The sequence below is a fragment of the Paraburkholderia sp. CNPSo 3272 genome (assembly GCF_024206495.1).
Taxonomy (GTDB): domain Bacteria; phylum Pseudomonadota; class Gammaproteobacteria; order Burkholderiales; family Burkholderiaceae; genus Paraburkholderia.
The window spans coordinates 41,634-66,171 of record NZ_JAMBPQ010000039.1; the positions used below are offsets into that span (position 1 = coordinate 41,634).

A 24,538-nucleotide genomic window follows, 5' to 3' on the forward strand; every position below is an offset into this window, starting at 1 on the left:
TAGCCACAGGTGGTGCGTCCCCGAGATTGTGTTTAGAACCCGAGGTAGCTTACTGCAATGTCTAGCTTACGTTTGCATGTCTGGTCGATCGCGGCTACTGTCATCGCGTTTCTCGCGTCCCTGTGGATCAATCAGGAGGTGTTCGCGCACACGTCATTTGTACGTGGCGTCAACTGGATCTATCTGCCATCGGGCGTCAGACTGCTGAGCACGTTGCTGGTTGGTGCCGATGGGTTCCTTGGCCTGCTCCTTGCCGGACTACTCGTGGACTTTGTCTACTGGTTTCCCCACGATCCGGTTCGGGCGATCGCGGGAGCTGTCCTTGGTTCACTGGCACCGTATCTGGTCTACCGGCTTGCGCTGGAGTACTACGACCTGCGTGCAACGCTGACCAATCTCACGCCGAAGCGGCTCCTCATCCTTGCGGTTGCCTATTCGGTTGCAAATCCGCTGTTCCATCATTTGTGGTTTGCGCTGACCGGTGCGACGACGGAATGGTTCGAGAGCTTCTTCAGCATGTTCGTCGGCGACCTGGCGGGCGCGCTGATCATGCTCTATACCATGAAGGGAATTTTGGCCTTGTTGCCCAGACAACGGAGTAGTTCACGTATGTCGAACGGCATGTTCAAGATTCAACTGGCGCTAAACAGGGCATATGACAATCAGTCGGCACGCCACGGCACATAACTTCTCGCCACTATTCTTCCTGGCTTTACTGGAGCAAGTTCGTTTGCCCGCTGCTATCCCTGGCCGGGCGCGCGAACGCGCAAGGCAGTGCCGATATGGTCTGGATAGCCGCTTTTCCACGAATGCAGCAGCACCCGAGGCTACTGCTGCCATACAATGCGCAATCATAGGCCCCGCGAAGATTGCCCAGAAAATTTCAGGCATTCGCCCCGGTGTTCCGATAGTCAATCCGGCAAGCGCGGCTGTCGAAGCTTTGGAGCATTTCGGCTTAACAGCGCGGGACTCGAGGATGACTATACCTGGGCGCGCTTGCGAACTGGGCGCTTAATCACAGGCTTCTCAGAGAGCGCGCATTGCTGGATCACGCGCTGAAGATGATCCGGCCCGGCCGTGATCGCACTTAGTAAAGTCATCAAGACAAAATCGATCAACTTCGGTATGGCGACTTTTGTGTCCGCCCGCGGCGCACGGTTTGCCAGGATCAGTGTGGCGAGACCATGTTCCATGCTCCACGCGGCATCCGTCACCAGCTTGAGATCGGCCTGGGACCAGCCACTCTCGATGGCGAGCGCCTCGATCGTCTCCGAAAACAACCCGAAAGACCGGTTACTTTCCTCGATGAGTTCTGGATACGCTTGATGCGCCACGATGCGAGGCCCGATCATCAGACCGAACAGCCCATTGTGGCGCTGCGCGAACTCAACATACACCCGCATCATCCGGTACGCTTTGGCAAGCGCCGTATCGTCGCTTTCACGGATCGCAACGCGCAACGCAGCGAGGTCGCGATAACCACTCGCCGCGATCATGGCAAGCAGTTCGTCGATTCCCGCGAAATGTCGCGAGGGCGCGGCCTCCGATACGCCCACCATGCGCGCGAGGTAACGCAGGCTCAGGTCCTGCGCCGATACCTCCATGAGTGCACTGCGCCCCGCCTCGATGAGCGCGTTGCGCAGATTGCCATGGTGGTAATCCGCATTCTTGGCGATAGATGACTTGGGACTCACGTGACCTTCGTTCGTCTAGGAAAAACAAGGAACCAGCTATAAATCCTGCGCGCAAAACGCCCGCAAAATATGCGGATCGCGCGCCAAACATGCGTGTTTCGCACATGCATTCTAGCGTCTTAACGGCGTGGCCGGGCACGAAACTGCATCCCATGCCCGGCTGCTCCGAGCCTGCAGCGTCAGAAGCAGCCATTCGTTGCGCAACGGGGCGCGCGCGACAAGTACCTGGTGCGCCCGCGTCTGCATCGACGAATCACTTTGCGCATCAGACCGATACCTCCTCAACGGGCGATCGGCTCCTGGCAATGCGCCGTACGCCGAAAAGAAGAACGACAACGCCGAGCGCCTGGACACTGGCAATCACGATGAATCCGCTCGCATAGGTTCCGGTTGCGTCCCGGATATATCCGATCAGGAACGGCGTCGCGAAGCCGGCGACATTGGCAACGGAGCTGATCAAAGGCACGGCAACAACCAGCGACTTGCCGCTGAGAAAGCCAACGGACATTTGCCAGAACAGTGTGATACCCGCTCCCGTTCCTGCGAAGCCAAGAGCAAGCAGGAAAAATGTCGCGGCGGTACTGCTGTGCCATACAAAAACGAGTCCCGAAAGGCTCACCGCAGTAAAGACCGACGCCAGGGCACAGAAGAGCCGTCGACGCTGCGCACTGCCACCGATGCTACAGATAAGCACATTGCCCAATGCCCCTAAGACGCAGGCGCCTGCGACTGCGCGGCCAATTTCCTTGTATCCGCCGAAGCCCGCCTCGCGAAGTATCGTCGGCGAGAAGAAAAACAGGGCTGCCGTGGCGGCCAGGAGGCAAAAATAAGCAGCGCTCAGGATCCAGACGGCGGGGTCGAGTAACAGGGGACGCCCGCCTTCGCCGGTATCGCTCGTCATTTCCGCGTTCTGTCGGAGATCGTCCTCGACGAGCGTACGCTGCCGCGCGGATAGCCACCTGGCGCTGCACGGCAGATCCGGAAGCATCACGAACGCAACGCAGGCCAGCACGACCGTAGGGACCGCCTGAGCGAAGAACATCCATCGCCAGCCCTGAAAGCCGGCCACTCCGTGCATGTGCTCGAGCACGAATCCCCCTGTTAAACCAATCGTGACCGTCGAGAAGAGTGACCCCGAATGGAAGATGCTGAAGTTGCGCGTACGCCTTTCCCCTGCAAACCATGCATTGAAGTACAACACGACGCCCGGATAGAAGCCGGCCTCGAACACACCGACCAGGAACCTTAGCGCATAGAACGTCGGCGCGTTATTGACGAACGTCATCGCAACGCTCGTCAGCCCCCAGGCGCCGGCGAGACCGGCAAGCACTGCGCGTGCGCCATACTTCTTTTGCAGCATCGTGGTCGGGACGCCGAACAGCACGTAGCCCACGAAGAAGAGGCCGGCGCCCAATCCATAGACCGTTTCGCTGAATCGCAGATCGACGACCATTTGCAACTTCGCAAAAGCGACGTTCGAACGACCCACCCACGCCAGCATCCACAAGCCAAACAGTATCGGCAGTATTCTCCATTGTGCCGAGGCGTAGGCCTTGCGAAGGAGCGCGCTGTCATCCGACGTTGACGCCTCTGCACACGCTTGTTTTGCCACTTCCATCCGGTCCTCCGACAGGTTGTGTCGATACGGGTGCTACGAGGCGAACTGCCGTGTTCAGAGAGCGTCCGTCACTTTCCGCAACTCACTCGCATCCGCAAGATTGGCGGCCTCGATTTTCCCCGCGGACGGTGGCGGGCCGCCGACCAGAATGCCGGTATCGATTGCATGGCGGATTTCGCCTTCCGCCATTCCCGCTTCGCGGAACACCTGCTCGTTGTGCTCGCCGCGAAAAGCGGGCGCACTGCGCATGCCAAGCTCGTCGTCGGAAAATTGCCATGGATAGCCATGTATCAGATAGGACCCGCCACGGCGATCCGTGATCTCCTGTACCGCACCCCACTGCCTTGCCCAATCGGTCTCCGCCAATTCCTTCAGCGTACGGATCTGGCCAATTGCGATCTTGGACTCGTCGAGTTGCGCATCGAGTGTCCTGAGATCGCGGAACGACAGCATCCACGTCTGGATCACTGCATGCAGTGCCTTGTAGTTCTGCAGACGGCGCTCAGCGGTGCTGAAGCGCGGATCCTGAGCAAGGTCCATACGGCGCATCGCACGCAAGTAGTTCGGAAACGTATTGCTGCCGACGATACTTTGGGCCGCCACGAACGCTTCGCCCCCAGGGCCGACGAAGTGCGGTCCGTCGGCAGCACCGAGAATGCCCGGCTCGGCGCCTGTATCGATACCCGCGAGATCGAGGTGAGCGCGCTCGTTGATCGACAGCATCACAGCCGCCATCGCCACGTCAATGTACTGGCCGCGCCCGGTAACTTCCCGCTTGCGCACCGCCGCGAGCACGGCGATGGTCGCTTGCAGGCCTGCATAGACGTCCGCGTGCGACAGGGGATCGGTCCACCTGCGGCCATCGCTTGCTTGCTCGAAATGCCGCAACGTGTTGTGCGTAAATCCCGTTTCCGCCTGCACGGTCGGCGCGTAGGCCATGCGCGACGCCCATGGGCCGCGCTGGCCATAACCTGTGATCGATACATAGACCAGCTTGGGATTGCGCCTCGCGAGTGTCTCATAGTCGAGCCGAAAACCCTTGAGCGTGCCGGCCCGAAAATTCTCGACGATGATGTCGGCTTCGTCGCACAGGCGTAGCACGAACTCACGTGCGCCCGGTGCGTTCAGATCGATGCTGATATTGCGCTTGCCGCTATTTTGCTGTGCGTAGTAGCCGGACATGCCATCGCGATTCGGGAACGCGGCACGGGATACGTCGGGTCGGGGCGGCTCTACCTTGATGACGTCAGCACCTAGATCGGCTAGCGTGCGCGCGCACAGCGGGCCGGCCAGCACGCGGGAAAAATCGACAACCTTGAGTCCTTCGAGCGGTCCTGCCATGTCAGTTCCCTTCAAAAACAGCGGTGCCGGGGCCGGCCTTGTCGAAGGCCGCCAGCCCACGCTTGAGATCCTGCGACGCCCAGATCGGCTTTTGCAGTTCGAACATCGCCTCGTCGGCAGCAGCCACACCTTCGTCGACCGCGACCCGGACAAGCTGCTTGGTGGCGGCATGCGCGACGGTCGGTCCGGCGGCCAGTTCCCGCGCAACCGACAGCGCCACATCATCGAGCTTGTCGTCGGGTACGACGAGATTGATTAGGCCCCAGCGTTCGAGCGTGGCCGCGTCGTACCGGCGGCCGAGCATTGCGAGTTCTTTCGCACGCGCTGGACCGGCTCGCATCACCTGACGCTGGATGCCACCAAGCAGCGGATGCAAACCGAGCGCGACCTCGACCGAGCCGATCCTGGCCGATTCCGCAACGACGCTGAAGTCACAGGCGAGCGCCACTTCGAAGCCACCGCCAAGGCATGTGCCGTTCACTGCAACAACGATCGGGATCGGTAATGTCTCGAAGCCACGCAGCACCTCGAGCGGATCCATCAGCGCCTTGCCCTGTTTGGCAATACGATCCGGAAAAAGCGCCACTTCAGCGCCGGCTGAGAAGTGCCGCAGGCCGCTGCGCAGCAGGATTGCGCGCGAGCCGCGTTTGACTGCCGCATCGAATCCGTCGAGTAGCGCACGATACAGCGTGGGGCCCATCAGGTTGTGGGGGCGACGGGTCATCGTAAGAACCGTTACGTGGCCTTTGATTTCTGTCTGAACAATTGCTTCGTCCATACTTGCTCCTTCGTCAGATTTGCATGTCTTTCATGCTTTAATGTTAACGTCAATAACATTAGGCTAAATTAACACCAGTGAGTAAAGGCACAGCTGGCGCCCATCGCGGGGCGAACTTGTGCAGGAGGAAATGAGCGCCTTACGCCATCGTCGTGACGACAGAAGAACATTGCCGCGCGGTCTTCTGTCATTGCCACCGCTACACATACGTGGCGTTGCTGCCTGGGCGGTTGTTCCCAAACTCAACGACTCTAACTTGATGCCTCGCGCCTAGCGCAAGCCAATGCTCGACCAGAGCACTCAGCGATTTTTGTTCACAAGCCAAAACTTCCTCCGGAAAGCCACAACCGGGAGGGTGCTGGCATTTCAGTCATCGAGGCCCGCAACGACGCGCGCATCTCTTTCGGCGCCATCCCCCAATACGTCCAGCGCTTTCCGATAAGCCTCGCTCTGGAACGTGGCAAGCGCCTGCTGGAAGCTCGGGAATTCCACAACAACGGTTCGCTCCTTGAGACCCGCCTGAAACGCGACGACTTCACCGCCCCGCACGAGAAATTTCCCACCCGCCGCTTTCACCACCTCTGTCGCGAGGACGCCGTACGCCGCGAGCTTGCTTGCGTCGTGGACCGCCCGGTACGCTGCCACCCAATATCCCTTTGCCATATCGCCTCCCCCAATCGAAAGTGGATACGTGGCAATAGTAACGGTGTTAACATGATAGATCAATGAGGGTTTATCCTGGAAAAGAAGCCGCCAGGAATCGGTGTTAACGGTGTTAGCATGGATCAATGCGATGACTCGCTGCCAACTTTTTCGCGGAGAACTTCATGCCGTACACGACGATCAATCCTGCAACGGGCGAACTGCTCGCAACCTATGACGACATATCCGACGCGTTGCTCGAAACGAAGCTCGCTGCCGCCCGGCGCGCGTTTGAAACCGACTGGCGCCATCGTTCGGTCACTGACCGGGCACGCGTTGTGTCGCGCGCAGCGGCGCTGTTGCGCGAGAACGCGGAGCAATACGCGGGCTATCTGACGCTGGAAATGGGCAAACGCAGCGGGGAAGCACGCAAGGAGGTGGAGTCGTCGGCCGCCATTCTCGACTACTACGCAAAGCATGCGCACGCGTATCTGCAACCCCGAGCGCTCGCCGAAGCGCCCGGCGCTGCCCTGCACATCGAGCCCATCGGTGTGCTGTTCGGCATCGAGCCCTGGAATTTCCCGTACTACCAGATCGCGCGCGTAGCCGGACCGCAACTGATGGTAGGCAACGTTCTACTGCTCAAACATGCGGAAAGCGTGCCGCAATCTGCGTTGGCCTTCGCACGGTTGTTCGAGGAAGCGGGCGCGCCCGAAGGCGTCTATACGAACCTGTTCATCTCGATCGAGCAGGCCGGCCGCGTCATCGACGATCCGCGCGTCCAGGGCGTGACGCTCACTGGCAGCGAGCGCGCTGGTGCCGCCGTCGCCGAGCGTGCGGGCCGGAATCTGAAAAAAGTTGTACTCGAACTGGGCGGCAGCGATCCGTTCATCGTGCTCGAGGATGCGCCGCTCGACTGGGCGGTCCAAAGCGCTGTAGCAGGCCGCATGCTGAATGCCGGTCAATGTTGCGTAGGCTCCAAGCGCATCATCGTGATCGGAAAGGAACGGGGTGCGGCGTTCCTCGAAGGTTTCACGCAGCGGATGGCGGCGCTCGAGACGGGCGATCCGGCCGATCCGGCGACGGCTGTGGCACCGCTGTCATCGGCGCGCGCGTTGCAACTGCTCCTTGACCAGATCGATCGCGCTGCTTCCCACGGCGCTCGCATCGCGTGCGGCGGCAAGCGCGTGGAGCGTCCGGGCTTCTATCTGCAACCGACCGTCCTGACCGACATGTCTCCACAGAATCCCGTCTTCGCCGAAGAACTGTTCGGCCCTGTCGCCGCGTTCTATGTCGTCGAGGACGAAGCCGCCGCCATTGCGCTCGCCAATGGCACGCCATATGGTCTCGGTGCGTCGGTGTTCACCGCGGATACCGATCGCGGCGAGCGGGTCGCCGCGCAGATCGACAGCGGCATGGTATTCATCAATCAGCCCTTCGGCACTGCGGCGGAACTGCCGTTCGGAGGGGTCAAACGCTCGGGTTTCGGCCGCGAGCTGTCTCAACTGGGCTTCGACGAATTCGTCAACAAGAAGCTGATCAGGGTTGCACCCGTCGGCGCTTCACCCTTCGGCCCCGCGCGAGCCTGACGCGATAGTAGCGCTTAATTCTTACTTCCCTTGACGACATCATGACAAGCAAGACGATTATCAGCTGCGCACTCACCGGCAGCGACGATACACCGCGGCTGAACCCCGCAGTGCCCGTGACGCCCGAGCAAATCGCCAATGAGGCCATCGCTGCATGTGAAGCCGGTGCGAGCATCGCACACATTCATGTCCGCGACCCGAGAACCGGAGTGCCAAGCACCGAGTTGGCACTGTACGGAGAAGTCGTCTCGCGCATCCGCGATAGCGGGTGTCCGATATTGATCAATCTGACGACAGGCCCAGGCGCTCGTTTCGTCCCCAGCGACGAGGACCCGAACCGGGGAAGCGAGCTCAGCACGATGATGACGCCCGAAGCGCGCGTGCGACATGTGCTCGAGTTGCGTCCGGAAATTTGCACGCTGGACGTCGCGACGATGAACTTTGGCAGTCGCGCATTCGTGAACGTGCCCGACCATCTGGTCAAGATGGCAACCTTGATTGAAGAGGCAGGCGTGAAGCCGGAACTTGAGGTATTCGATCTGGGCCACGTGCGTTTGGCGCGCCACCTGATCGAAACGCAGGGCATTCTGCAGGCACCGCTGTTCCAGTTATGTCTTGGCGTGCCATGGGGCGCGTCCGCCGACACAGAGAGCCTTCTCCAGATGAAGCGCTATCTGCCCGAGAACGCCCGCTGGTCCGCGTTCGGCATCTCGCGGGCCCAGTTTCCGATCGTCGCGCAAAGCGTGATTCTCGGTGGGCATGTCCGCGTCGGCCTTGAGGACAACCTTTACCTCGCCAAAGGAGAACTGGCGTCGGGCAACGCATCGCTGGTCAAACGCGCGGTCAGCATTGTCAAAAGCATCGGCGGTGACGTGGCAACACCGGACGAGGCTCGCAACATCCTCGGCCTTTCCCGTCACCAATAGAGGGAAAGCGACGCTGTAATCGCACTTCCGTGTGACGAGTCGCAATCAATGCTGCAGTGCGAAAGCATTGAATGCAAACGGTAGCCTATCCTTGGGCTATCTGTAACGCCGCCTCAATTATGTCTGACTCATCCGTCTTTCAGGAGCGCTGGATGTACTGGCATAAGAAACGCGGCATCTATTGATGAATGGAGACAAAGATGCCTTTGTGGAATATCTATCATCCCCCCGGTGCCTACACCGCTGAAGACAAGCAGGAGATGGCGAACCGAATCGCCGACATTTACATCATTCCTCGCTTCTATGTCGGCGTGCTGTTTCATGAGCAACCGAAAGACTCATTCTTCATGGGAGGTGTGTCGCGGGACGATTTTGTCAGAATTCGACTGGATCAGTTCGCCAGGCATATCTCAAGGGACGTTGCATGGACGGAGTCCTGGTTGCGCAAGGCGAACGCCGCGATTGCGCCATTCGTCCAGGAGCGGGGCTATCACTACGAGCTGCATGTCGGCGAAACGCCTCGAGAACTGTGGCTGATCGACGGCATTCGCCCCCCTCGGCCCGATACGGAAGCTGAGAAGAAATGGAAGCACGAAAACCGGGCGTCGCCCTATGAACCGGGCGAAGGTTGAATCGCTCAGCTACCTTTCAAGCGATTGGCAGGCTGAACTCAATCGACTGCGGTGCAAGCCCGGCTTTCGCCGCGGTCTCTTTCGATGTGGATGAGCCCATGAAGGCCTTGATAATCGAACGCAACGGCGAGCCGTCAGACGTAGTTCACTGGCGCGATTTACCCGAGCCTACGCCAGCTCCCGCGCAGGTCCGCGTGAAGATGCTTCTCGCGCCCGTGCATCCTTCCGATCTGCACGTCATCCGTGGACGATTCGCGCGCCAGCGTCAGCCGTCACTGCCAGCCTCGCCCGGGTCCGAGGGTGTGGGCGTCATCGACGCCGTGGGCAGCGACGTGCCGCGCACACGGCTAGGAGAGCGCGTTGTGTTGCTGGATGTGCCCGGAACCTGGAGAGAGATGGTCATCAGTCCCGCCGACCGTGCAATACGCGTACCGGCGGAGATTTCCGACGAGGACGCCGCGCAGGCCTTGATCAACCCGATGACGGCATGGGCGATGACGATGTGCGAGCACCAGCTCGAAAGCGGCGACTGGCTGGTGCAGAGCGCGGCGGGCTCGACGGTCGGTCGCCTCGTGCTCCAGATCGCGAAGGCGCAGGGGTTCCGCACCATCAACCTTGTGCGCCGTGAAGCGCAGGTCGCCGAGATACAGGCGCTTGGTGGCGACGTCGTACTATGCACGGCCGATGAACACTGGCCTGAGCAATTGAAGAGGGCCACTAGCGACAATGGCATCGTGAGCGCGATCGACTGCGTCGCGGGCCGCACGGGTGCCGTGCTTGCGCGTCAGTTGGCCATGAACGGACGCCTGCTTGTCTACGGAGCGTTGTCGTCGCATCGTCAGAGCGACCCAGCGGCGTTCGAGATGCCGATTTTCGCCCCTGCGCTGGTCTACTCCGCTGCAGAGGTTCGCGGCTGGTTCATCTTTTCCTGGCTCGCGAGCAAGGGCGTGACTGAAAGCAGCCAGACACTGCGCAATCTGCTCGACCGTATGGCCGAAGGCACCTTAAAACCGCCTCCCGCGCAGCGCTACCGCTTCGACCGAGCGTACGAGGCGTTCGCGGCCGTCGAAAGCGCCGCACGCGATACCAAGCCGCTGCTCGCGTTTGGGTAGCGCTGAGCGTCGCTCCGCGTCGGAGCAATCAAAGGCAGTGCTTGCCGTGCCCACGAGAGTATCGGGATCAGTCAAGCGACTTTCGACCTCTGGCTGCGCCCGGTCGCCGGGCAGTGTGCCGGCATCCTCGCCGGCTGGGACGGCAGGGGGTTCATCGTGGGGATCGAAGAAGACCAACAGGTCCTAATGAGTCGTACTCGCATTCCAGGGACAACATCGTGTCACGAGATTTTCGCGCCGCCGCTTCCTCGTCTCCGGAGCCACCGTCGTCGCAAGCCTCGCGCTTGCCGACTTGCCCTCCTCCCTCGCAGCATCCTCGTCCTCCGTAGACGTTGCCGGAAAAGGGTCTGCGCTTCCCGCGCGCCCTGGCGATCCGGGCTCAATACAATTCGTGAACTATGCGACGTACGTTCAGGACCGACGCGGCTGCCACCGCGAACCAGGGAAGCGCCGTCGTGGAACAGGGCATTTGTCAGGACGCTGGGCCAACCTCCGCAAACCATGCGTCTGGGCTTACGCGCAACGGGCGCGCCGCCGTCCCCACGCCTGCGCGGCACGGGCGTTGCGCTTTCGGCGGAGCCAACTGCGCCCAACACGCTGCGAAGGAGGGTTCGATGCTGCTCACCGCCGAAGAGATTGCCCGGCTCGACTCGGTCGAGCCGTTCCTGCGCAGCAGCGCGCGCGCTGCGCTGCCCCCTGCGATGCACTACGAAGTCACGTCCGAACTAGCGCAACACCTGCAACCGGGCCTGCGCATCCGCGCACCGGACACGCCTGCCCGGGCCGGCGATCCCGATACGCCGCCCTTTCCGCTCAACCTCTTTGTCGCGCTGCCGCTCGAAGAACTGCGCGCGCTGACCGACCCCGATGACACGGTACGCGAAACCACGATCGCGCGATTCGGCGCGACGTTTGCCGGGCGTCTGCGGCGTGCAATCGAGACCCAGGTCGCGCAGGAAATCAACTTTGAAGCGGGGGTGCAGAGTGAAGCCGGAACATTGGCGGTGACGATAGATATGGCATGAGTGTGCATCGACGCTCATCGTCATCGGAAAGCCCGCCCGGGTTGCGCGCTAAAGTGGGTGCGGGTTCGCCGGGAAGTGCGTACGGGTGAGAGTCCGTCTGCGCGGAGGCGGGCCTCGGGCTCTGTCAGGTGCAACCTCATGAGGCCCAGCCAGATCGTACGCCATGACGCCCGATCGCCTCTTGCCGCCGAGTGGAGTCTTGCACACGATCAGTATTGCGCACTGCACAAGGCGGGTGCGGATTGCCCGTGTTGCATAATCTGGTGCACGGCGGACTCGCAACCGGGGAACATCGCATCGCAGCGCCGGTTCGTTCCGCCTGATGACGAGGGAACGCGCAACGGACGCCTGCCTGTACGCTGGAAGGTGCAGTCGTCCACTTTATCGGACGTCGACATCGACGAGGGATCTGATGGAAGGCGAGCAATTCCACGATATCGATTCTTTATGGCTGCCGTCCCTGGTCACGCGCGTTTCGGAATACGCGATCTTCAGACTGACCGGGCGAGGAGAGGTTGCCAGCTGGAATCCCGGCGCCAGGCGTATCAAAGGCTACGAGGCTGACGAAATCATTGGCCGGCATTTCTCCGCCTTCTATACGGAGGAGGACCGGCGCAACGGCGTCCCCGAAGCAGTCCTGCAGGCCGCCAGGGAGCACGGGCAATACGAAACCGAAGGCTGGCGCGTGCGCAAGGACGGTACGCGATTCTGGGCCAGTGTCCTTATTACAGCGCTTCACGCCGTTGACGGCGCATTCATCGGCTTCGGAAAGATCGTGCGAGACACGACCGACAAACGCCTCGCTCATGAAGCTGTAGTGGAAAGCGAGCGGCGATTCAGGCTGCTGGTGCAAGGCGTGACCGATTACTCAATCTTCATGTTGTCACCGGAAGGACATGTGACGAACTGGAACCTTGGAGCAGCACGCATCAAGGGATATGAAGCGACCGAAATTATCGGCTCGCATTTCAGGCGCTTCTATACGGCCGAGGATGCGGCACAGGGGCTGCCAGAGCGTAACCTGAACACCGCCGCTACGCAGGGGCGCTTCGAGACCGAGGGATGGCGGGTCAGGAAAGACGGCAGCCGGTTCTGGGCCAACGTCGTCATTGACGCGATACGGGATGAGCAAGGCGATCTGATTGGCTTCGCCAAGATTACGCGCGATGTCACGGAGCGCAAGACTGCTCAGGAAGAACTCGAAAAGGCGCGCGCGGCATTGCTCCAGTCGCAGAAGATGGAGGCCCTGGGAAAGTTGACCGGCGGCGTTGCACACGACTTCAACAATGTGCTGCAGGTATTGCGCGGTAACCTGGAACTGCTCGAAGGCCGGCATGGGCGCGATGGATGGACGAGAGAGCGTCTTGACAAGGCCATCGACGCGGTCGAGCGTGGGGCGAATCTGGCGTCGCAACTGCTCGCATTCGGGCGGCGGCAGGCGTTGCAGCCAGTCGTCGTGAACCTGGCCGTCATGTTGCGCAGCATGGACGACCTGCTCAGGCGGGCACTGGGTGAAATGATCGATGTGGAGACCGTCATTGCCGGCGGTCTATGGAACACCCTGGTGGATCCGAACCACCTCGAGAACGTCGTATTGAACCTTGCGATCAACGCGCGCGACGCCATGCCTGAAGGCGGCAAACTGACGCTAGAACTGTCGAACGCAACGCTGGACGACCACTATCGCGCGCTCCCGTCGGATGTTCTTGAAGGGCAATACGTGATGCTCGCGATCACTGACACCGGAACGGGCATGCCCCCGGACGTTGTCGAGCGGGCGTTCGAGCCTTTTTTTACAACCAAGCCGGAAGGGCAAGGCACGGGCCTGGGCCTTAGTATGGCTTATGGCTTCGTCAAGCAGAGTGGCGGCCATATCAGGATCTACAGTGAGCCTGGACACGGGACGACGGTAAGGGTTTATTTGCCCCGCTCAATGGAGACAGCTGTCGTCTTCGACCCCGTTGCACCGGATGTGCTGACCGGTGGCTCCGAAACGATTCTCGTCGTCGAGGACGACCAGCGGGTACAGGCAACGGTTGTCGAATCACTGAGACAGATGGGCTATACGGTGCTGAAAGCAGACAATGCACAAAGCGCGCTGGCGATAGTGCAAAGCGGCGTGCAGATCGACCTCCTGTTTACCGACGTGGTGATGCCCGGGACGATGCGAAGCACCGAGCTCGCGAAGCTCGCGACGCGCGCGCTGCCAAATCTGAAGGTGCTTTTTACCTCGGGATACACACAGAATGCGATTGTGCATGGCGGCCGCCTCGACCCGGGCGTTCACCTTCTGAGCAAGCCTTACAGCCGCGAGCAGCTTGCCTCCAGGATCCGTCGGCTGCTCGGGCCCGCACGCACCGAGGACTTCAGCGATTCCTCGGCCACACAGTCGCCGGACCGATCGGGGCAAACGGCTGTCCATGCGCCAACGGACATCTCGGTCCTCATCGTGGACGACGACGGCGCCTCGCGGGAGGCAGTGAGCGAATTGCTGACCAGCATGGGCTACGACGTGCAACAGGCCAGCAGCGCAGAACAAGCGATGCAGGTATTGACGGCGGGAAAGGCGGACGTGCTTCTGACGGACATCGTGCTTCCCGATCAGTCGGGCGTTGAACTCGCCCGGGCTGCGTACGAGCGGCATCCGGGCATCCACATCGTGTTTGCGTCCGGTGGGGAACCGCCGCCTCCCGACGCGCTTGGATTCGGCTTCACTTCTCTTCGCAAGCCGTTTACTGCAGAACAACTGCGTTCGCTTATCGCAGCGATGCACGGACAGATCAAGCAAAAAGAAGACGAATAAGCCCGTAATGGTCCTGCTGATACAGCGTTCTCCGCCAATCGGGCCTATTCAGCAAGGGCAGACAGGCGCGGGCACGATTCGCGTCTCCGAGAATTGGGAACAAAGTTTTCTCTGCCGCTAGGGCCATGCTGAAGCCCGACAACACGCGTGCATACGACGACCGGGAGGCGTTTCAATTCCTCCGCCGCCGTGCCCAGTTCAGCGAACGCAACGGGAGCGTGGCTTCGACAGTTGGCGGACAGCTTCCTTGAGCAATCGCAGCAGCGAGTCGTCCTCGACGTTCCCGGTTCGCGATTCTCTCGCGACGCTTGGGAGTGGTTCCTGGTCCCAGTATTGCCAGCGAAAGGCCACACATCATCGCGCCGGTGTGGCCGCAGGACGCACCGAGTTTCAAAGGCAAAGTTGACGACCTGATCGCCACGCCACTCGTGTTAAAGAATCTGCTTCACGCGATCGACCGAATCAATTCAGAGGCTGAGGCGGCGAGCGCATTGCGCACGACTACCGACCGGAGACGGCAAATCGCAGCCGTGTCATAGTCAACAGGACTGTCCTTTATCAAACGTCTGGCAGCATTCCCAGCAAGAGCGGACACAACCTTGCTGACGGTGGATGTCAGCAACGGGTCGATTTCGCGCGGTTGCATCGGAGCAGCAGGAGGCCAACTAGAGCCGTTCACCATGGCTTGCGCATGGACGGTCGAACGTCAGCTATGTACTCGACGGCGGCCCGTCAGAGCGCCACACGGCTAGTACAAGACGAACGGAGTGGACAAATCTCTAGCGTACGGGCTGTCACGCCAATGGCATCGCCGGGTAGCCACGTTCGCAAGAGAAAGCCGCCGAAAGCATCGTAGCGGGAAACTCACCTCACCGAGAAAGTGCCACGACGCTGTTGCGCTGGCCCGCGCACCCGATGCGCGGTCCGCGTCCGTGGGCATGAACGCGTCTTTAGAACATCGTGCGAAGTCCGATCGCCACGCCCACCTGATTGGTCCGGCCAATGGTGTTGGTCGGAACACCCTCGCCGTTGACCCCACCCGGGTAGTCGGCGGAGAAGGCGCCTGTGCCGCGCGCGAAGTCCGTGATCCCGTAAACTTCCGTGCGCTTCGTGAACGAATATTCGGCGAGAACGGTAGCCGATTGGTTCACCCCCCTGCCGAGCGTGCCGTCGAGCAGTTCAGCATTGCGCGTTTGCCCGTAGTAGTAGGCGAACGTGAACAGCAGTGCAGGCATGGCGTGCCAGTTCGCACCGACGTACCAGGTGTCGTCGATACGGTTGGGGCTGCCACCCTTCAGTATCGGCGCGCCAGATTGCTGCATGTAGCTGTCAGTCAGACCAGTCCGGTCCTGCCCCCGCAGCCAGCCGGCCAGCAGGCGGATGTCATGGGTGACCTGAAACGCGCCGCTGACGTGCAGAAAGTTGGTCTTGGCGCCATTGATTGAGCTACCGACACTGGTGCCGACCGAGGAGCCGGTCGCAGATGTCGGCACCGAGACCTGCTGGAAACCTGCGTTGAGCATGGCAGGGCCGTACGTGTACGTCAGTTCCACGGCATAGGTGGCGCCGAGACCGACCGCGCCCGGCTGGTTGCCAAAGCCGTAAAGGGCATTGACATCCAGGCCATCGAAGCTGCCTTTGTACTTGACCGAGTTGTTAACTTCCAGGTAAGGGCCGATGCCGTTATACATCCAGCTGTTTTGCCAATAGTTGCCAACGGTCAGCGGGTCGAAGATATCGCCCAAGGTGTCGTAGGCCGGCGCATATTGCCTGCCAAAGGTCAGTGAGCCCCACGTTTTGTTGGACAGCCCCACGAAAGCTTGCCGACTGAACAGTGTGCCGGGGACGTGTAGCTGCCCATTGAAGGCTTCGAAGCCGTTCTCGAGGCGGAAGACTGCGGACCAGCCGTCGCCCAGATCCTCACTACCCCTCAAGCCCCAGCGGCTGTGGGTTTCCGGGCCGGACGTCATGGCGACCTGATCGTTGCCACCCGGACCAGCATTCGTCTGATACCGAATGGCTTCATCGACGATGCCGTACAGCGTGACCGAGCTTTGTGCGAATGTCGACGACGCCGCGGCAGCGAACAGCGCGCCAGTGGCGCTGGAAATGATTATTTTTTTCATTAGCTCTCCACAGTAACTGGTGACCGGACTGGGAAGGTTTTTCCACGCTCGAACCATCAGACCGTGAACGGGAGCGTAGCGTGCCATTTCATTGAGGAACAGATCTTAGTTACGAGGTGTTGTTTATTTGCTGTATCGGGACAGATAAGCACTAGTCATCTAAAAATTAGATATGAAGGATAACGACCTATCAGTTGAGATTGATGCGCTGCGATGCATTGCCGACGCAAGGGATGTCCTGGGAATAGAGAAAGAGACTGAGGCAGGCGACAGGTGGACGCATGTCAGGAGACGTCGCATGGTAGCGCTGACTCGTGATGGGCGGCGATGTCTTTCCAAAGACTGCACATGACTGCGGGCAAAACACGAATTATGACGACACGTTCATATCCGCGCTTCAGGAAACCGGCCATTGACGAGCGGCCACGAGCCTCCGGGTATGAAAGCTCGCCTCGGTAGATGACGCGGTCCTTGAAGGGGTGAACGGCCGTAGTACCCTGGAAGCCGCCGTAGCGGCCGCGATGGCTTGTAGGGCGGGAGTGGGCGGCTTATGCCTCTCGCATGCCGGGCGCGTCCGAGGCCAGCCCGGCTGAACGATCATGACGAATCTCAGACGGCACCGGCAATTTCTGGGTTTTTGTCGTGGTCCCCGCCTATTCCGTTTCGTCGTTTTTTAGCATTTATTTCGCGGCACACGACGAGTCGGACGAATTAACCGCGAATTGACCCTGGGGAAACCTCCGCGAGGACCCTATGCTGCTCCGTTTTAGCCATATTGCATTTTTCACCCTCGCCGCCGAATTGGCGGCCTTGGTGCCAGTTCTGGGCGGCAGTTTCGGGTCAGAATTACATTCCCATATGTTGGGAAATCTGGCACGATAGAACGGAATCCACTCAAGGAAAGCTGATCATGAGATGCACGTCGAGCGTACCGGGAACAGGGCACTTCGCTTACGCCCGGATCCGCCACCCGCATCTGGCGGCGTCCACACGACTTCCGCACCGGCGATGCGGGTGCCACTCGTGACACCCAACAAGTGGCTGGTTCTCGGCGCATTTCTGCTTATCACATCTATCGTTGTGCTAATCATATGGCGATGATTTGAGCGTATATCCCGCCTGCCTGCGCGGTGAATAGATTCCGGTGGCAGCGCGCCTTGTATCAATTGCGGATGCCTATGACGCCATCCGTTATGCCGAACCGACAAGAGCCCACGTCCCAAAAGCGAAGCCGTAGAGGCAATTATCAACGGAGCGTGCTCGCAGTTCGATCCGCTAACGGTCCACATATTTCTCTCCGCTGTCGCGCCCCGAGGCCGATGAGAGGCGACTCCACGTCGGCAATCCCAAAGCGGATGATGGAGGATGACGCACATGGATAGGAGCTGGACACACGGTGTCGACCGATGTTGGCAGAGATTGGAGATCAAATCTCGCGTCCCGCGTTGCGGCGTCGTTGCGAGCGCGGGTCCGCGACCGAAACTGCTTGACCCGTTACTGCAGATGCCGGAGCCTGTAAAAAACGTCGACACCGGGGCAGCCGCAGTTCTGCAGGCCACAGAGCACGGGCGTCACGACGCGCGTTTTCTGGTCTCCAGTGCACGAGCGGACTTCGAAAGCCCTCAAGGTCGTTGTTCATCAACAGGCTTCCGCTTCCGCATAGTACCGGTTCGGTGCGGGAAAGACTCCTGTCATCACTTCAATCAGGAACGGACCGTGGACGACTTCAACGCAGGTATCCATCAGATCGTCCAGTGCAATGGCGAGGACATCGGGTGCATTGCGTTGTTACCTGGCATGCTATTCGTGCGCGCCGCCTGGCGCGCACGGCGCTGAGATGAAGCGTATCGTGCAGGTTCCGGGATAGGGGCGTCGGGAGCATGTCTTTCGGGCAGGCCGGCATTAGACAATGAACTGCGAGCTCGGGTTGTTAACTGGGCAACGCACTGGAGCAGGAAAAGGCATAGGGCCGCGCCGGACGGATCGCTGCGAGCCTGCTTCGACTCGACCACCGCCGACCAGAACCAGGTTCTGTGCGCCCTCGGTGAACGTCATGCTGGCCAGTTGCATGACGAGTTGGCGATCGACCGGCGAGCCCTCGAAGTCAAAGCCGGCGATGTCCCGATGCACCGGGAACTTCGCCGCGTTCATCTGGTGGCTGACCGAACGCACGGCCCGATCAGCACTCTCGGCCTTGCAGGAGCCGTTCAAGCAGCCAGTGCGAGGACGCGACCTCGACGTTACCCTGTTCGAGCAGTTCGCCCCAGCCGGCAGCCATGCCGTGCAGCCGTAGCTGTTTGAGTTCGGCGATCAGATCACGCATGGCCGGCCTCCGGCTGCTGCAGTGCCGGGCGCAGGCCGTCGTAGCGCGATGTGTCGGCCAGCGGCGGGGCGTCAGTTGTAGCGCCGTATCGATCTTCGGCGGCATCTGCACACTGAGCATGCGCGACAGCACGTTCACCACATGCTCGACACTGACGCGTCCGGAGGGCGGCGCCTGCTCAAGTGCTAGCTCGACCGCAATCAGCACGGTGTCCAGGCCGCTTTCCTGCACCAGCGCCAGAACCTTCGCCATCACGCGCTCGCCGCCCGTTTCGCGCAGCAGCGCCCGGCGCAGGCGTTGCAGCGGCTCGGGCATGTCCAGGAACGGCGCGCCGTTGCGCAGTGCGCCGGGCTTGCGCTGGATCAGCGGGAGATAGTGCTGACAGTCGTAGCGCACCAGACCTTCGTCACCTAGCCGCTCGTGGTCGGGCACCACGGCGTCATCGCCCACTACAACGACGCGGCCCGGATAGAGCCGCGTGCTGAGCGTCTGACCTGCAAATTCGCATGGCACCGAGTAGCGGTTACGGCCGACCACCACCAGGCATGTCGACGACACCCGCGCCGCGCGTTCAACGTAACCATCAAACGGTGTCGGCATCGGCATCAGATGGGCTCGCTCCTGCTCGAAGACGTCGGCAATGCTCAGCTCCCGATAGTTCGGATGCTTCCCCGTCGTAGCCGCCGGCCTTGATCTCCTGGAACAGCATCTTTGGCCGTGGCAGGATTGCGGATGCCATAGCCTTTCCACCAAACCGGTACTCTGTTCGACGTGCCGCTGCCGGTGAATCGTTGGGCGCGCGTCACAGCAAGTGGTGAATTCAGGGATCTCTCCTGGAGAGCGAATTCGGCGCGCGATACAGATGCGCTGCATCGTGCGCGCCTCTCGCTACAGGCCGAAACCGAGCGAGAGGGAAAGGCGGGCGGGCTTCCGGAGATGTTGTAGGGCTACTCGAGACGATATTGAAACATGGTTTGCATGCGAAGACGGTACGGCACGGACAGACCGTCGAATAAGAGCAGAATCGAAGGGCGATGAGGCGCGAGAGCGAAATCGAGCATCACCTGCCACGGGCCGACCTCGAGAAACAGCTCTCGGTGCGTTCAAAGCACTTGCCCGCTGGAAGAGTCCCGTCTTGGGCGCCATTTCCAGCAGTGAACGCGCGAATTGGGAAAGACCACAAGGCCGCTGTTCAGGAACAGGCCCCCGCTTCCGAATAGTACCGGTTCGGTGCGGGAAAGACTCCTGTCATGACTTCAATCAGGAACGGGCCGTCATATCGACTTGCTTCACTGAGGACTTCATCCAGCTCGTCGATTCCGTTAACCACGCGTGCCGCCACACCGAGCGACGATGCAAACGCGGTCCAGCTATGACGGGGCAGCCTGGTGAACTGCTCCGAAACCAGCCCGCCCCTCATCGCATCGATGTGAATTGCACCGTGCGCGGAGTTGTTCAGGACGACGTAGATCACCTTGATGCCGTAGCGAGCTGCCGTTTGAATCTCCGTTCCGTGCATCATCATGCATCCGTCGCCCGTGACTACGACGCAAGGGCGTTCAGGGGCCGCAAGCTTGACGCCGATTCCGGCCGCGATAGCCCAGCCCATCGGCGCGAGTGCATTGGACGAAAAGTAGTTGCCCATGCCCGACGACAGCCAGTAGTGGGCCATGAATATGCGATGGGCGCCGGAGTCCACCACGACGTTGCTGTCTCCGGGCAACAGCTGGCACAGGCGCTTGATGACGGCGCCAGGATAAATCGATTCATTGTCGCTGGATGCGCTCGCGGCAAAGTCCTCGAACTGGCTGTCGTACAGGGGAATCCGGTTGACCCCGGTGACCCATGCCCTTCTTCTTTCGAGCACTTTCTGGAACTCGTCGTGGGCGCCTGTGTTCATCCTGGCGAGCAACCGGAAGCTGCCACCAATCCCGGAGAAAATGCTGCGCTGGGCAATGTGTCCCATCGGCGGGTTATCAAAGCTGTCATCGAAGACAAGCAAATCCTTCCCGTCGGCCAGCTTCCTGCTCCAGTTCATGCTGTCGCGCTGGTTCAGATCGCTGCCAAATACAACGAGCGCGTCAAGCTCGTCCGAACTGATCACATTTGTGGCGCGTGAATGGCTTGAGAACCCGTAGATGCCCAACGCGAGTTTGTGTCCCTCGGGAAATGCACCCTTGCCTGCCAGCGTCGTCGCGACCGGAACCTGAAATTTCTCGGCAACCTCTAGAAGCGCCTTTGCAGCTTCCGCGTCATTCCCGCGACTACCAATCAGAAACGCGACTTTCTTCGACTGGAGCAGATACAAATTGCACAGGGCATCCAGTGCGGTACGGTCAGGAGGGACTTCGCCCGTATTGAATGCGTGCTGGACGTAGGGTTGCCGTGCTATCTGCGGGCCGGGATGGACGTCCTGCCTTTGAACGTCAACAGGAATACTGATGAATGACCGCGCCCGGCGCATCCAGTTCAGCCCGTCGGTCGCACGACGCAGCTCAGCCTGAACGTTTTCCCTGCTCTTCAGCTCGACCACGTTCGTCATCAACCCTCTGACCACGCCACTTTCAAAGATGCCACCCGATGTCGCATCCTGGAAGGCCCCTTTACCCTCCGCAGTCGATGAGATCGCTCCCGCAATATAGAGCATCGGAATCCGGTCCGCCTGCGCGGCTGCCATGCCGGGCACGAAGTTCATGGTGCCAGGACCGGAAATGCCTGCGCAAACGCCGAATTTTCGGCTGGCGCGTGCATAGCCGTCGGCCATGAAAGCGCTGCCCGTCTCATGAGCGCCAACGATGCCGCGGATGGAAGGCGACTCGTCAATTGCATCCAGGAGCGGGTAAATCAGCTTTCCGGGAACCAGGAACACGTGGTCGATTCCTGCGGACTCCAGCGACTTCACAACCATCTTCGAAACGTTGAGTGGAACAGAAGGTCTCATAGTCTTTGGTTACGATCCGGGCAGCAATCAACAATCGGATCCTGCCGCTCTCCATCCCGGGGTGATGCGTGGCCCTTTCGGATCTGAAACGCACCGAAGCCGGCGACAACCGATGCCTGGAGACAGCAAGACGGCCTTTGACACGCTGCACTTTCAGTAACAGTCGTGTCTCGCGCTACTTCCCCGGGTCCGCACGAACTGCGGTCCCGAGTGTCTCCATCCATGACTTTCTCGTCTTGGGCTGCACCATCGCTCGCGCGCGTTCTGCGGAGCAGACGCGGCTCTCGCTGGCAGCAGATGAGCCACGATGCACGCTATCGTGGATCGCCGTCCACACGATCTGGACCTGCCTATGCGCGCCCCGTTCTCGATCGCCACCCAGACATCGCAGTCCCGTTCAGAATGCCTGCCACTCTGATGTCCCGTTAGCGGTGGAAGCAAATACCTTGCTTGCGCCCTCCGACGGGAATGGCATCGACGCGGGCTTTGCTGCGGGGGAGGACGTGAGGCGGTTGCGGGCGACGCTCTGCTGCGTCGTCGTCTCCCGTGATGAAGTCGCTCCGTTGCCATTGAACCTGAAGAACGCCACGGCTTTGCGCAGGCTCTGCGCCTGCTGCGCCATCGTCTGCGCGGCTGCTGAAGCCTCTTCCACGAGCGCGGCGTTCTGCTGCGTGACCTGGTCCATCTGGTTGACCGCCTGATTCACCTGCTCGATTCCAGTGCTTTGCTCGCTCGATGCCGACGAGATTTCGCCCACGACGTCCGTCACGCGCTTCACCGATTGCACGACTTCCTTGATTGCGCCACCTGCTTCTTCGACGAGCCTGGAGCCTGCTTCCACCCGGTGAACAGAGTCGGAAATCAGTTCCTTGATTTCCTTCGCAGCAGTCGCACTGCGCTGCGCGAGCGTGCGAACCTCGCCCGCTACGACGGCGAAGCCGCGCCCCTGCTCTCCAGCGCGAGCCGCCTCGACTGCTGCATTCAGTGCGAGGATGTTGGTCTGAAAGGCGATGCCCTCGATGACGCCGATGATCTCGGACATTCGCGTCGAACTCGTGGAGATGTCGTGCATCGTCTCGACGACCCGACCAACGATCTCGCCGCCGCGCTGCGCCACGCCCGAGGCGGTACCTGCGAGTGTGGCAGCCTGCGTTGCATTGTCCGTGTTGTGGCGGACCGCTGCGGTCAGTTGCTCCATGCTCGACGCGGTCTCTTCGAGCGACGCGGCCTGTTCTTCGGTGCGGCTCGACAGATCGAGGTTGCCTTGCGCGATCTGCGCGCTCGCGGTCGCGACACCTTCAGCGTTTTCGCGCACGTCCGACACGACCCGCATCAGGGCCTCGCACATGGACTTCAGCGATGCCATGAGACTGTCTGTGTCACCGGGCCGCAGGTCAATGCTCACGTTCAGGTCACCCGCGGCCACGCTTCTGGCCACGGCGGCGGCGGTCGCAGGCTCGGTACCCAGTTGCCGGGTGACGCTACGCATCATCCAGATGCCGATACCGAGGCCGATCGAGACGGACATCGCCACGAGGACAAGCATCAGATTCCGGCCTTCGTCGTACACGGCGTCGTTGGATTCCGCCGTCCTTTGCGCGTCGCCCTGCTTCAGCGTAACCAGATTGCCCATCAGGACGAGCGTTCTGAAACCCTTCGTGTGGTACTCACCCAGCATGTATTCAGTCAGGCCATCCCGATCCTGTAACGCGGCAGAACTGATTTTGCCTTTCATTTCGTTGAAGGCCTGGATGTAGTCCTGCCAGCCCTGATCAAGCTCGGCGAAGGTCGCCTTTCCCTTGTCGGTATAGACGAGCGGCTCTGCCTGGTTGAGGTGATCGCGCGCCTGGGCCAGGGCCTTGTCAGCCTGGTCCAGCGAGCCACCCCGCTGCTCGGCCGTTGTGGCCAGCACCGCATTGCGCAGATACGTTCCGACTCGCAGGACATCCGTATTAGCCTGCTGGATCAGGTTCAATCCAACAAGATCCTGTCGATACGTCTTGTCTGCATTGGCGCTGATCTGCGCCATGTTGTGCAGACCGATCCCGCTGACCGCAGCGCTGATGGCCGAAACCAGGATGAAAGCGCTGATCAGTTTGGTGCCGAGCTTCATGTTGCCGAAATTCATGATTCACTTTGGTGAGGATGAAAGAGCCAGAACGGATAAGCGGCTGGTGCCTGGTTCGACGCGGTATCAACCTGTTTATCGGCGGCTCGATTTATTTCTTCATACAAATTATTCATTTGCCTCCGGGAATTTTTTATATCGGTGTAATGCCGTTGAAACAAACGATGATCCGGGTCTGCCGCGCACAGGGATGGTGCGTGTCGACGTTGTCAATGATTGCCGCGCAAGGGCTCCGGGTCGATAAACCGCTAGACTCGCTTACGACGCGCTTTCCTCACTACCTTGGATGCAAGCTGATTCAAGAACGCCTCGGGAACGTCGTAAACGCGACACATAGCAACCACTTCGCAAAGCATTAGATAGTCAAACAAATGCGCGCGATGGAATCGTTTTCCGGGGATAGAACTTGAATCGCAGTCAAACATGGTCGCGTACGGCGGCGCCGGGCGAGATCATTTATTCGGAAGGCTTTGCAGGCGAACGATTGATTTTCGTGATCGCCGACGGCAAGGTCGAAATCTCCACCCGCTGCGACGACAAGAAAGTCGTGATGGCCACGCTCGGACGCGGCGAATTTTTCGGCGAGACCGCGCTGCTCAGTGCGGAACCGAGATCGAACACGGCGAAGGCGCTCAGTTTTTGCCAGCTGACCGTCGTGCCGGCGAGCCTCATCGAAGAAGAACTCGAACGCGTCACGCCGATGCTGCGCCATGTGGTGCGCACGCTCACGCGGCGTGTCAAGGCGAAGGACGATCTGCTCGCCACCTACACCCATGCCGACTTCATGCCGGGCGTACTGTCGTACGCGCATGTGCTCGCGCTGATCGCAGGGGCGAGCGATCGCGCCGAAAGCGGCGATA

Annotated in this window: 16 protein-coding genes, 2 pseudogenes and 1 other annotated feature; of the genes and pseudogenes, 8 read left to right on the forward strand and 10 right to left on the reverse strand. The window is 60.5% G+C overall.

Annotation, left to right across the window (positions count from 1 at the left end; translation table 11 throughout):
* The first annotated feature begins 57 nt into the window (after positions 1 to 57).
* A complete protein-coding gene (locus tag M3I53_RS30930) occupies positions 58 to 687 on the forward strand; it encodes a hypothetical protein (protein ID WP_254319623.1) in 630 nt (209 codons plus the stop codon).
* 293 nt (positions 688 to 980) lie between these two features.
* Here the strand turns inward: M3I53_RS30930 and M3I53_RS30935 are convergent, their stop codons facing one another.
* From M3I53_RS30935 to M3I53_RS30955, 5 genes are all read right to left on the reverse strand, one after another.
* Positions 981 to 1,694 (reverse strand): TetR/AcrR family transcriptional regulator, encoded by a 714-nt coding sequence (locus M3I53_RS30935; protein WP_254319624.1) that lies wholly within the window; start codon positions 1,692 to 1,694, stop codon positions 981 to 983.
* A 265-nt stretch (positions 1,695 to 1,959) separates the two neighbouring features.
* The gene (locus tag M3I53_RS30940) at positions 1,960 to 3,312 is read right to left on the reverse strand and encodes an MFS transporter (protein WP_254319625.1); all 1,353 of its coding nucleotides are present in this window, start codon (positions 3,310 to 3,312) and stop codon (positions 1,960 to 1,962) included.
* Between the two features lie 54 nt (positions 3,313 to 3,366).
* Complete coding sequence (locus tag M3I53_RS30945; protein ID WP_254319638.1) at positions 3,367 to 4,653, reverse strand: CaiB/BaiF CoA-transferase family protein; 1,287 nt, start codon at positions 4,651 to 4,653, stop codon at positions 3,367 to 3,369.
* A 1-nt stretch (position 4,654) separates the two neighbouring features.
* Complete coding sequence (locus tag M3I53_RS30950) at positions 4,655 to 5,431, reverse strand: enoyl-CoA hydratase/isomerase family protein (protein WP_254319626.1); 777 nt, start codon at positions 5,429 to 5,431, stop codon at positions 4,655 to 4,657.
* 366 nt (positions 5,432 to 5,797) lie between these two features.
* Positions 5,798 to 6,094, reverse strand: coding sequence for a DUF1330 domain-containing protein (locus M3I53_RS30955; RefSeq protein WP_254319639.1), 297 nt, complete (start codon positions 6,092 to 6,094; stop codon positions 5,798 to 5,800).
* Positions 6,095 to 6,258: 164 nt separating this feature from the next.
* Between M3I53_RS30955 and M3I53_RS30960 the strand changes: the two genes are divergently transcribed.
* The 6 genes from M3I53_RS30960 to M3I53_RS30985 all read left to right on the forward strand — a co-directional run bounded on the left by M3I53_RS30960 (position 6,259) and on the right by M3I53_RS30985 (position 14,160).
* Positions 6,259 to 7,662, forward strand: a complete 1,404-nt coding sequence (locus M3I53_RS30960; protein ID WP_254319627.1) for an NAD-dependent succinate-semialdehyde dehydrogenase — start codon at positions 6,259 to 6,261, stop codon at positions 7,660 to 7,662.
* A 41-nt stretch (positions 7,663 to 7,703) separates the two neighbouring features.
* Positions 7,704 to 8,588, forward strand: coding sequence for a 3-keto-5-aminohexanoate cleavage protein (locus M3I53_RS30965; protein WP_254319628.1), 885 nt, complete (start codon positions 7,704 to 7,706; stop codon positions 8,586 to 8,588).
* 200 nt (positions 8,589 to 8,788) lie between these two features.
* On the forward strand, positions 8,789 to 9,220 hold the full coding sequence (locus M3I53_RS30970; protein ID WP_254319629.1) for a tautomerase family protein: 432 nt from the start codon (positions 8,789 to 8,791) through the stop codon (positions 9,218 to 9,220).
* Positions 9,221 to 9,318: 98 nt separating this feature from the next.
* On the forward strand, positions 9,319 to 10,332 hold the full coding sequence (locus M3I53_RS30975; RefSeq protein ID WP_254319630.1) for a zinc-dependent alcohol dehydrogenase family protein: 1,014 nt from the start codon (positions 9,319 to 9,321) through the stop codon (positions 10,330 to 10,332).
* Between the two features lie 614 nt (positions 10,333 to 10,946).
* Positions 10,947 to 11,357, forward strand: a complete 411-nt coding sequence (locus M3I53_RS30980; protein ID WP_254319631.1) for a hypothetical protein — start codon at positions 10,947 to 10,949, stop codon at positions 11,355 to 11,357.
* A gap of 412 nt (positions 11,358 to 11,769) precedes the next feature.
* Complete coding sequence (locus tag M3I53_RS30985; RefSeq protein WP_254319632.1) at positions 11,770 to 14,160, forward strand: PAS domain S-box protein; 2,391 nt, start codon at positions 11,770 to 11,772, stop codon at positions 14,158 to 14,160.
* 737 nt (positions 14,161 to 14,897) lie between these two features.
* Positions 14,898 to 15,028 (forward strand) — a sequence feature (23S ribosomal RNA rRNA prediction is too short).
* 82 nt (positions 15,029 to 15,110) lie between these two features.
* Here M3I53_RS30985 and M3I53_RS30990 read toward each other — a convergent pair.
* The 5 genes and pseudogenes from M3I53_RS30990 to M3I53_RS31010 all read right to left on the reverse strand — a co-directional run bounded on the left by M3I53_RS30990 (position 15,111) and on the right by M3I53_RS31010 (position 23,678).
* Positions 15,111 to 16,286 carry a porin gene (locus tag M3I53_RS30990; protein WP_254319633.1) on the reverse strand — a complete coding sequence of 392 codons (1,176 nt, stop codon included), beginning with the start codon at positions 16,284 to 16,286 and terminating at the stop codon, positions 15,111 to 15,113.
* Positions 16,287 to 18,296: 2,010 nt separating this feature from the next.
* Positions 18,297 to 18,609, reverse strand: a pseudogene (locus M3I53_RS30995) (ATP-binding protein); the annotation flags it as partial.
* Positions 18,602 to 19,326, reverse strand: a pseudogene (locus M3I53_RS31000) (IS21 family transposase); the annotation flags it as partial. The pseudogenes M3I53_RS30995 and M3I53_RS31000, both read right to left, overlap by 8 nt.
* Before the next feature lie 475 nt (positions 19,327 to 19,801).
* Positions 19,802 to 21,517 (reverse strand): thiamine pyrophosphate-binding protein, encoded by a 1,716-nt coding sequence (locus M3I53_RS31005; RefSeq protein WP_254319634.1) that lies wholly within the window; start codon positions 21,515 to 21,517, stop codon positions 19,802 to 19,804.
* A gap of 430 nt (positions 21,518 to 21,947) precedes the next feature.
* Positions 21,948 to 23,678: a methyl-accepting chemotaxis protein gene (locus M3I53_RS31010; protein ID WP_254319635.1), complete on the reverse strand. Its 1,731-nt coding sequence runs from the start codon at positions 23,676 to 23,678 to the stop codon at positions 21,948 to 21,950.
* A gap of 406 nt (positions 23,679 to 24,084) precedes the next feature.
* Between M3I53_RS31010 and M3I53_RS31015 the strand changes: the two genes are divergently transcribed.
* Positions 24,085 to 24,538 (forward strand): Crp/Fnr family transcriptional regulator (locus tag M3I53_RS31015; RefSeq protein ID WP_254319636.1); only part of this gene is annotated, 454 nt, incomplete at its 3' end.

Bases quoted from the DNA above. Each gene is read 5' to 3' on its own strand.
- M3I53_RS30930 (WP_254319623.1), top strand. From the start codon at position 58: ATGTCTAGCTTACGTTTGCATGTCTGGTCGATCGCGGCTACTGTCATC.
- M3I53_RS30940 (WP_254319625.1), bottom strand. From the start codon at position 3,312: ATGGAAGTGGCAAAACAAGCGTGTGCAGAGGCGTCAACGTCGGATGAC.
- M3I53_RS30945 (WP_254319638.1), bottom strand. From the start codon at position 4,653: ATGGCAGGACCGCTCGAAGGACTCAAGGTTGTCGATTTTTCCCGCGTG.
- M3I53_RS30950 (WP_254319626.1), bottom strand. From the start codon at position 5,431: ATGGACGAAGCAATTGTTCAGACAGAAATCAAAGGCCACGTAACGGTT.
- M3I53_RS30955 (WP_254319639.1), bottom strand. From the start codon at position 6,094: ATGGCAAAGGGATATTGGGTGGCAGCGTACCGGGCGGTCCACGACGCA.
- M3I53_RS30960 (WP_254319627.1), top strand. From the start codon at position 6,259: ATGCCGTACACGACGATCAATCCTGCAACGGGCGAACTGCTCGCAACC.
- M3I53_RS30965 (WP_254319628.1), top strand. From the start codon at position 7,704: ATGACAAGCAAGACGATTATCAGCTGCGCACTCACCGGCAGCGACGAT.
- M3I53_RS30970 (WP_254319629.1), top strand. From the start codon at position 8,789: ATGCCTTTGTGGAATATCTATCATCCCCCCGGTGCCTACACCGCTGAA.
- M3I53_RS30975 (WP_254319630.1), top strand. From the start codon at position 9,319: ATGAAGGCCTTGATAATCGAACGCAACGGCGAGCCGTCAGACGTAGTT.
- M3I53_RS30980 (WP_254319631.1), top strand. From the start codon at position 10,947: ATGCTGCTCACCGCCGAAGAGATTGCCCGGCTCGACTCGGTCGAGCCG.
- M3I53_RS30985 (WP_254319632.1), top strand. From the start codon at position 11,770: ATGGAAGGCGAGCAATTCCACGATATCGATTCTTTATGGCTGCCGTCC.
- M3I53_RS30990 (WP_254319633.1), bottom strand. From the start codon at position 16,286: ATGAAAAAAATAATCATTTCCAGCGCCACTGGCGCGCTGTTCGCTGCC.
- M3I53_RS31005 (WP_254319634.1), bottom strand. From the start codon at position 21,517: ATGGTTGTGAAGTCGCTGGAGTCCGCAGGAATCGACCACGTGTTCCTG.
- M3I53_RS31010 (WP_254319635.1), bottom strand. From the start codon at position 23,678: ATGAATTTCGGCAACATGAAGCTCGGCACCAAACTGATCAGCGCTTTC.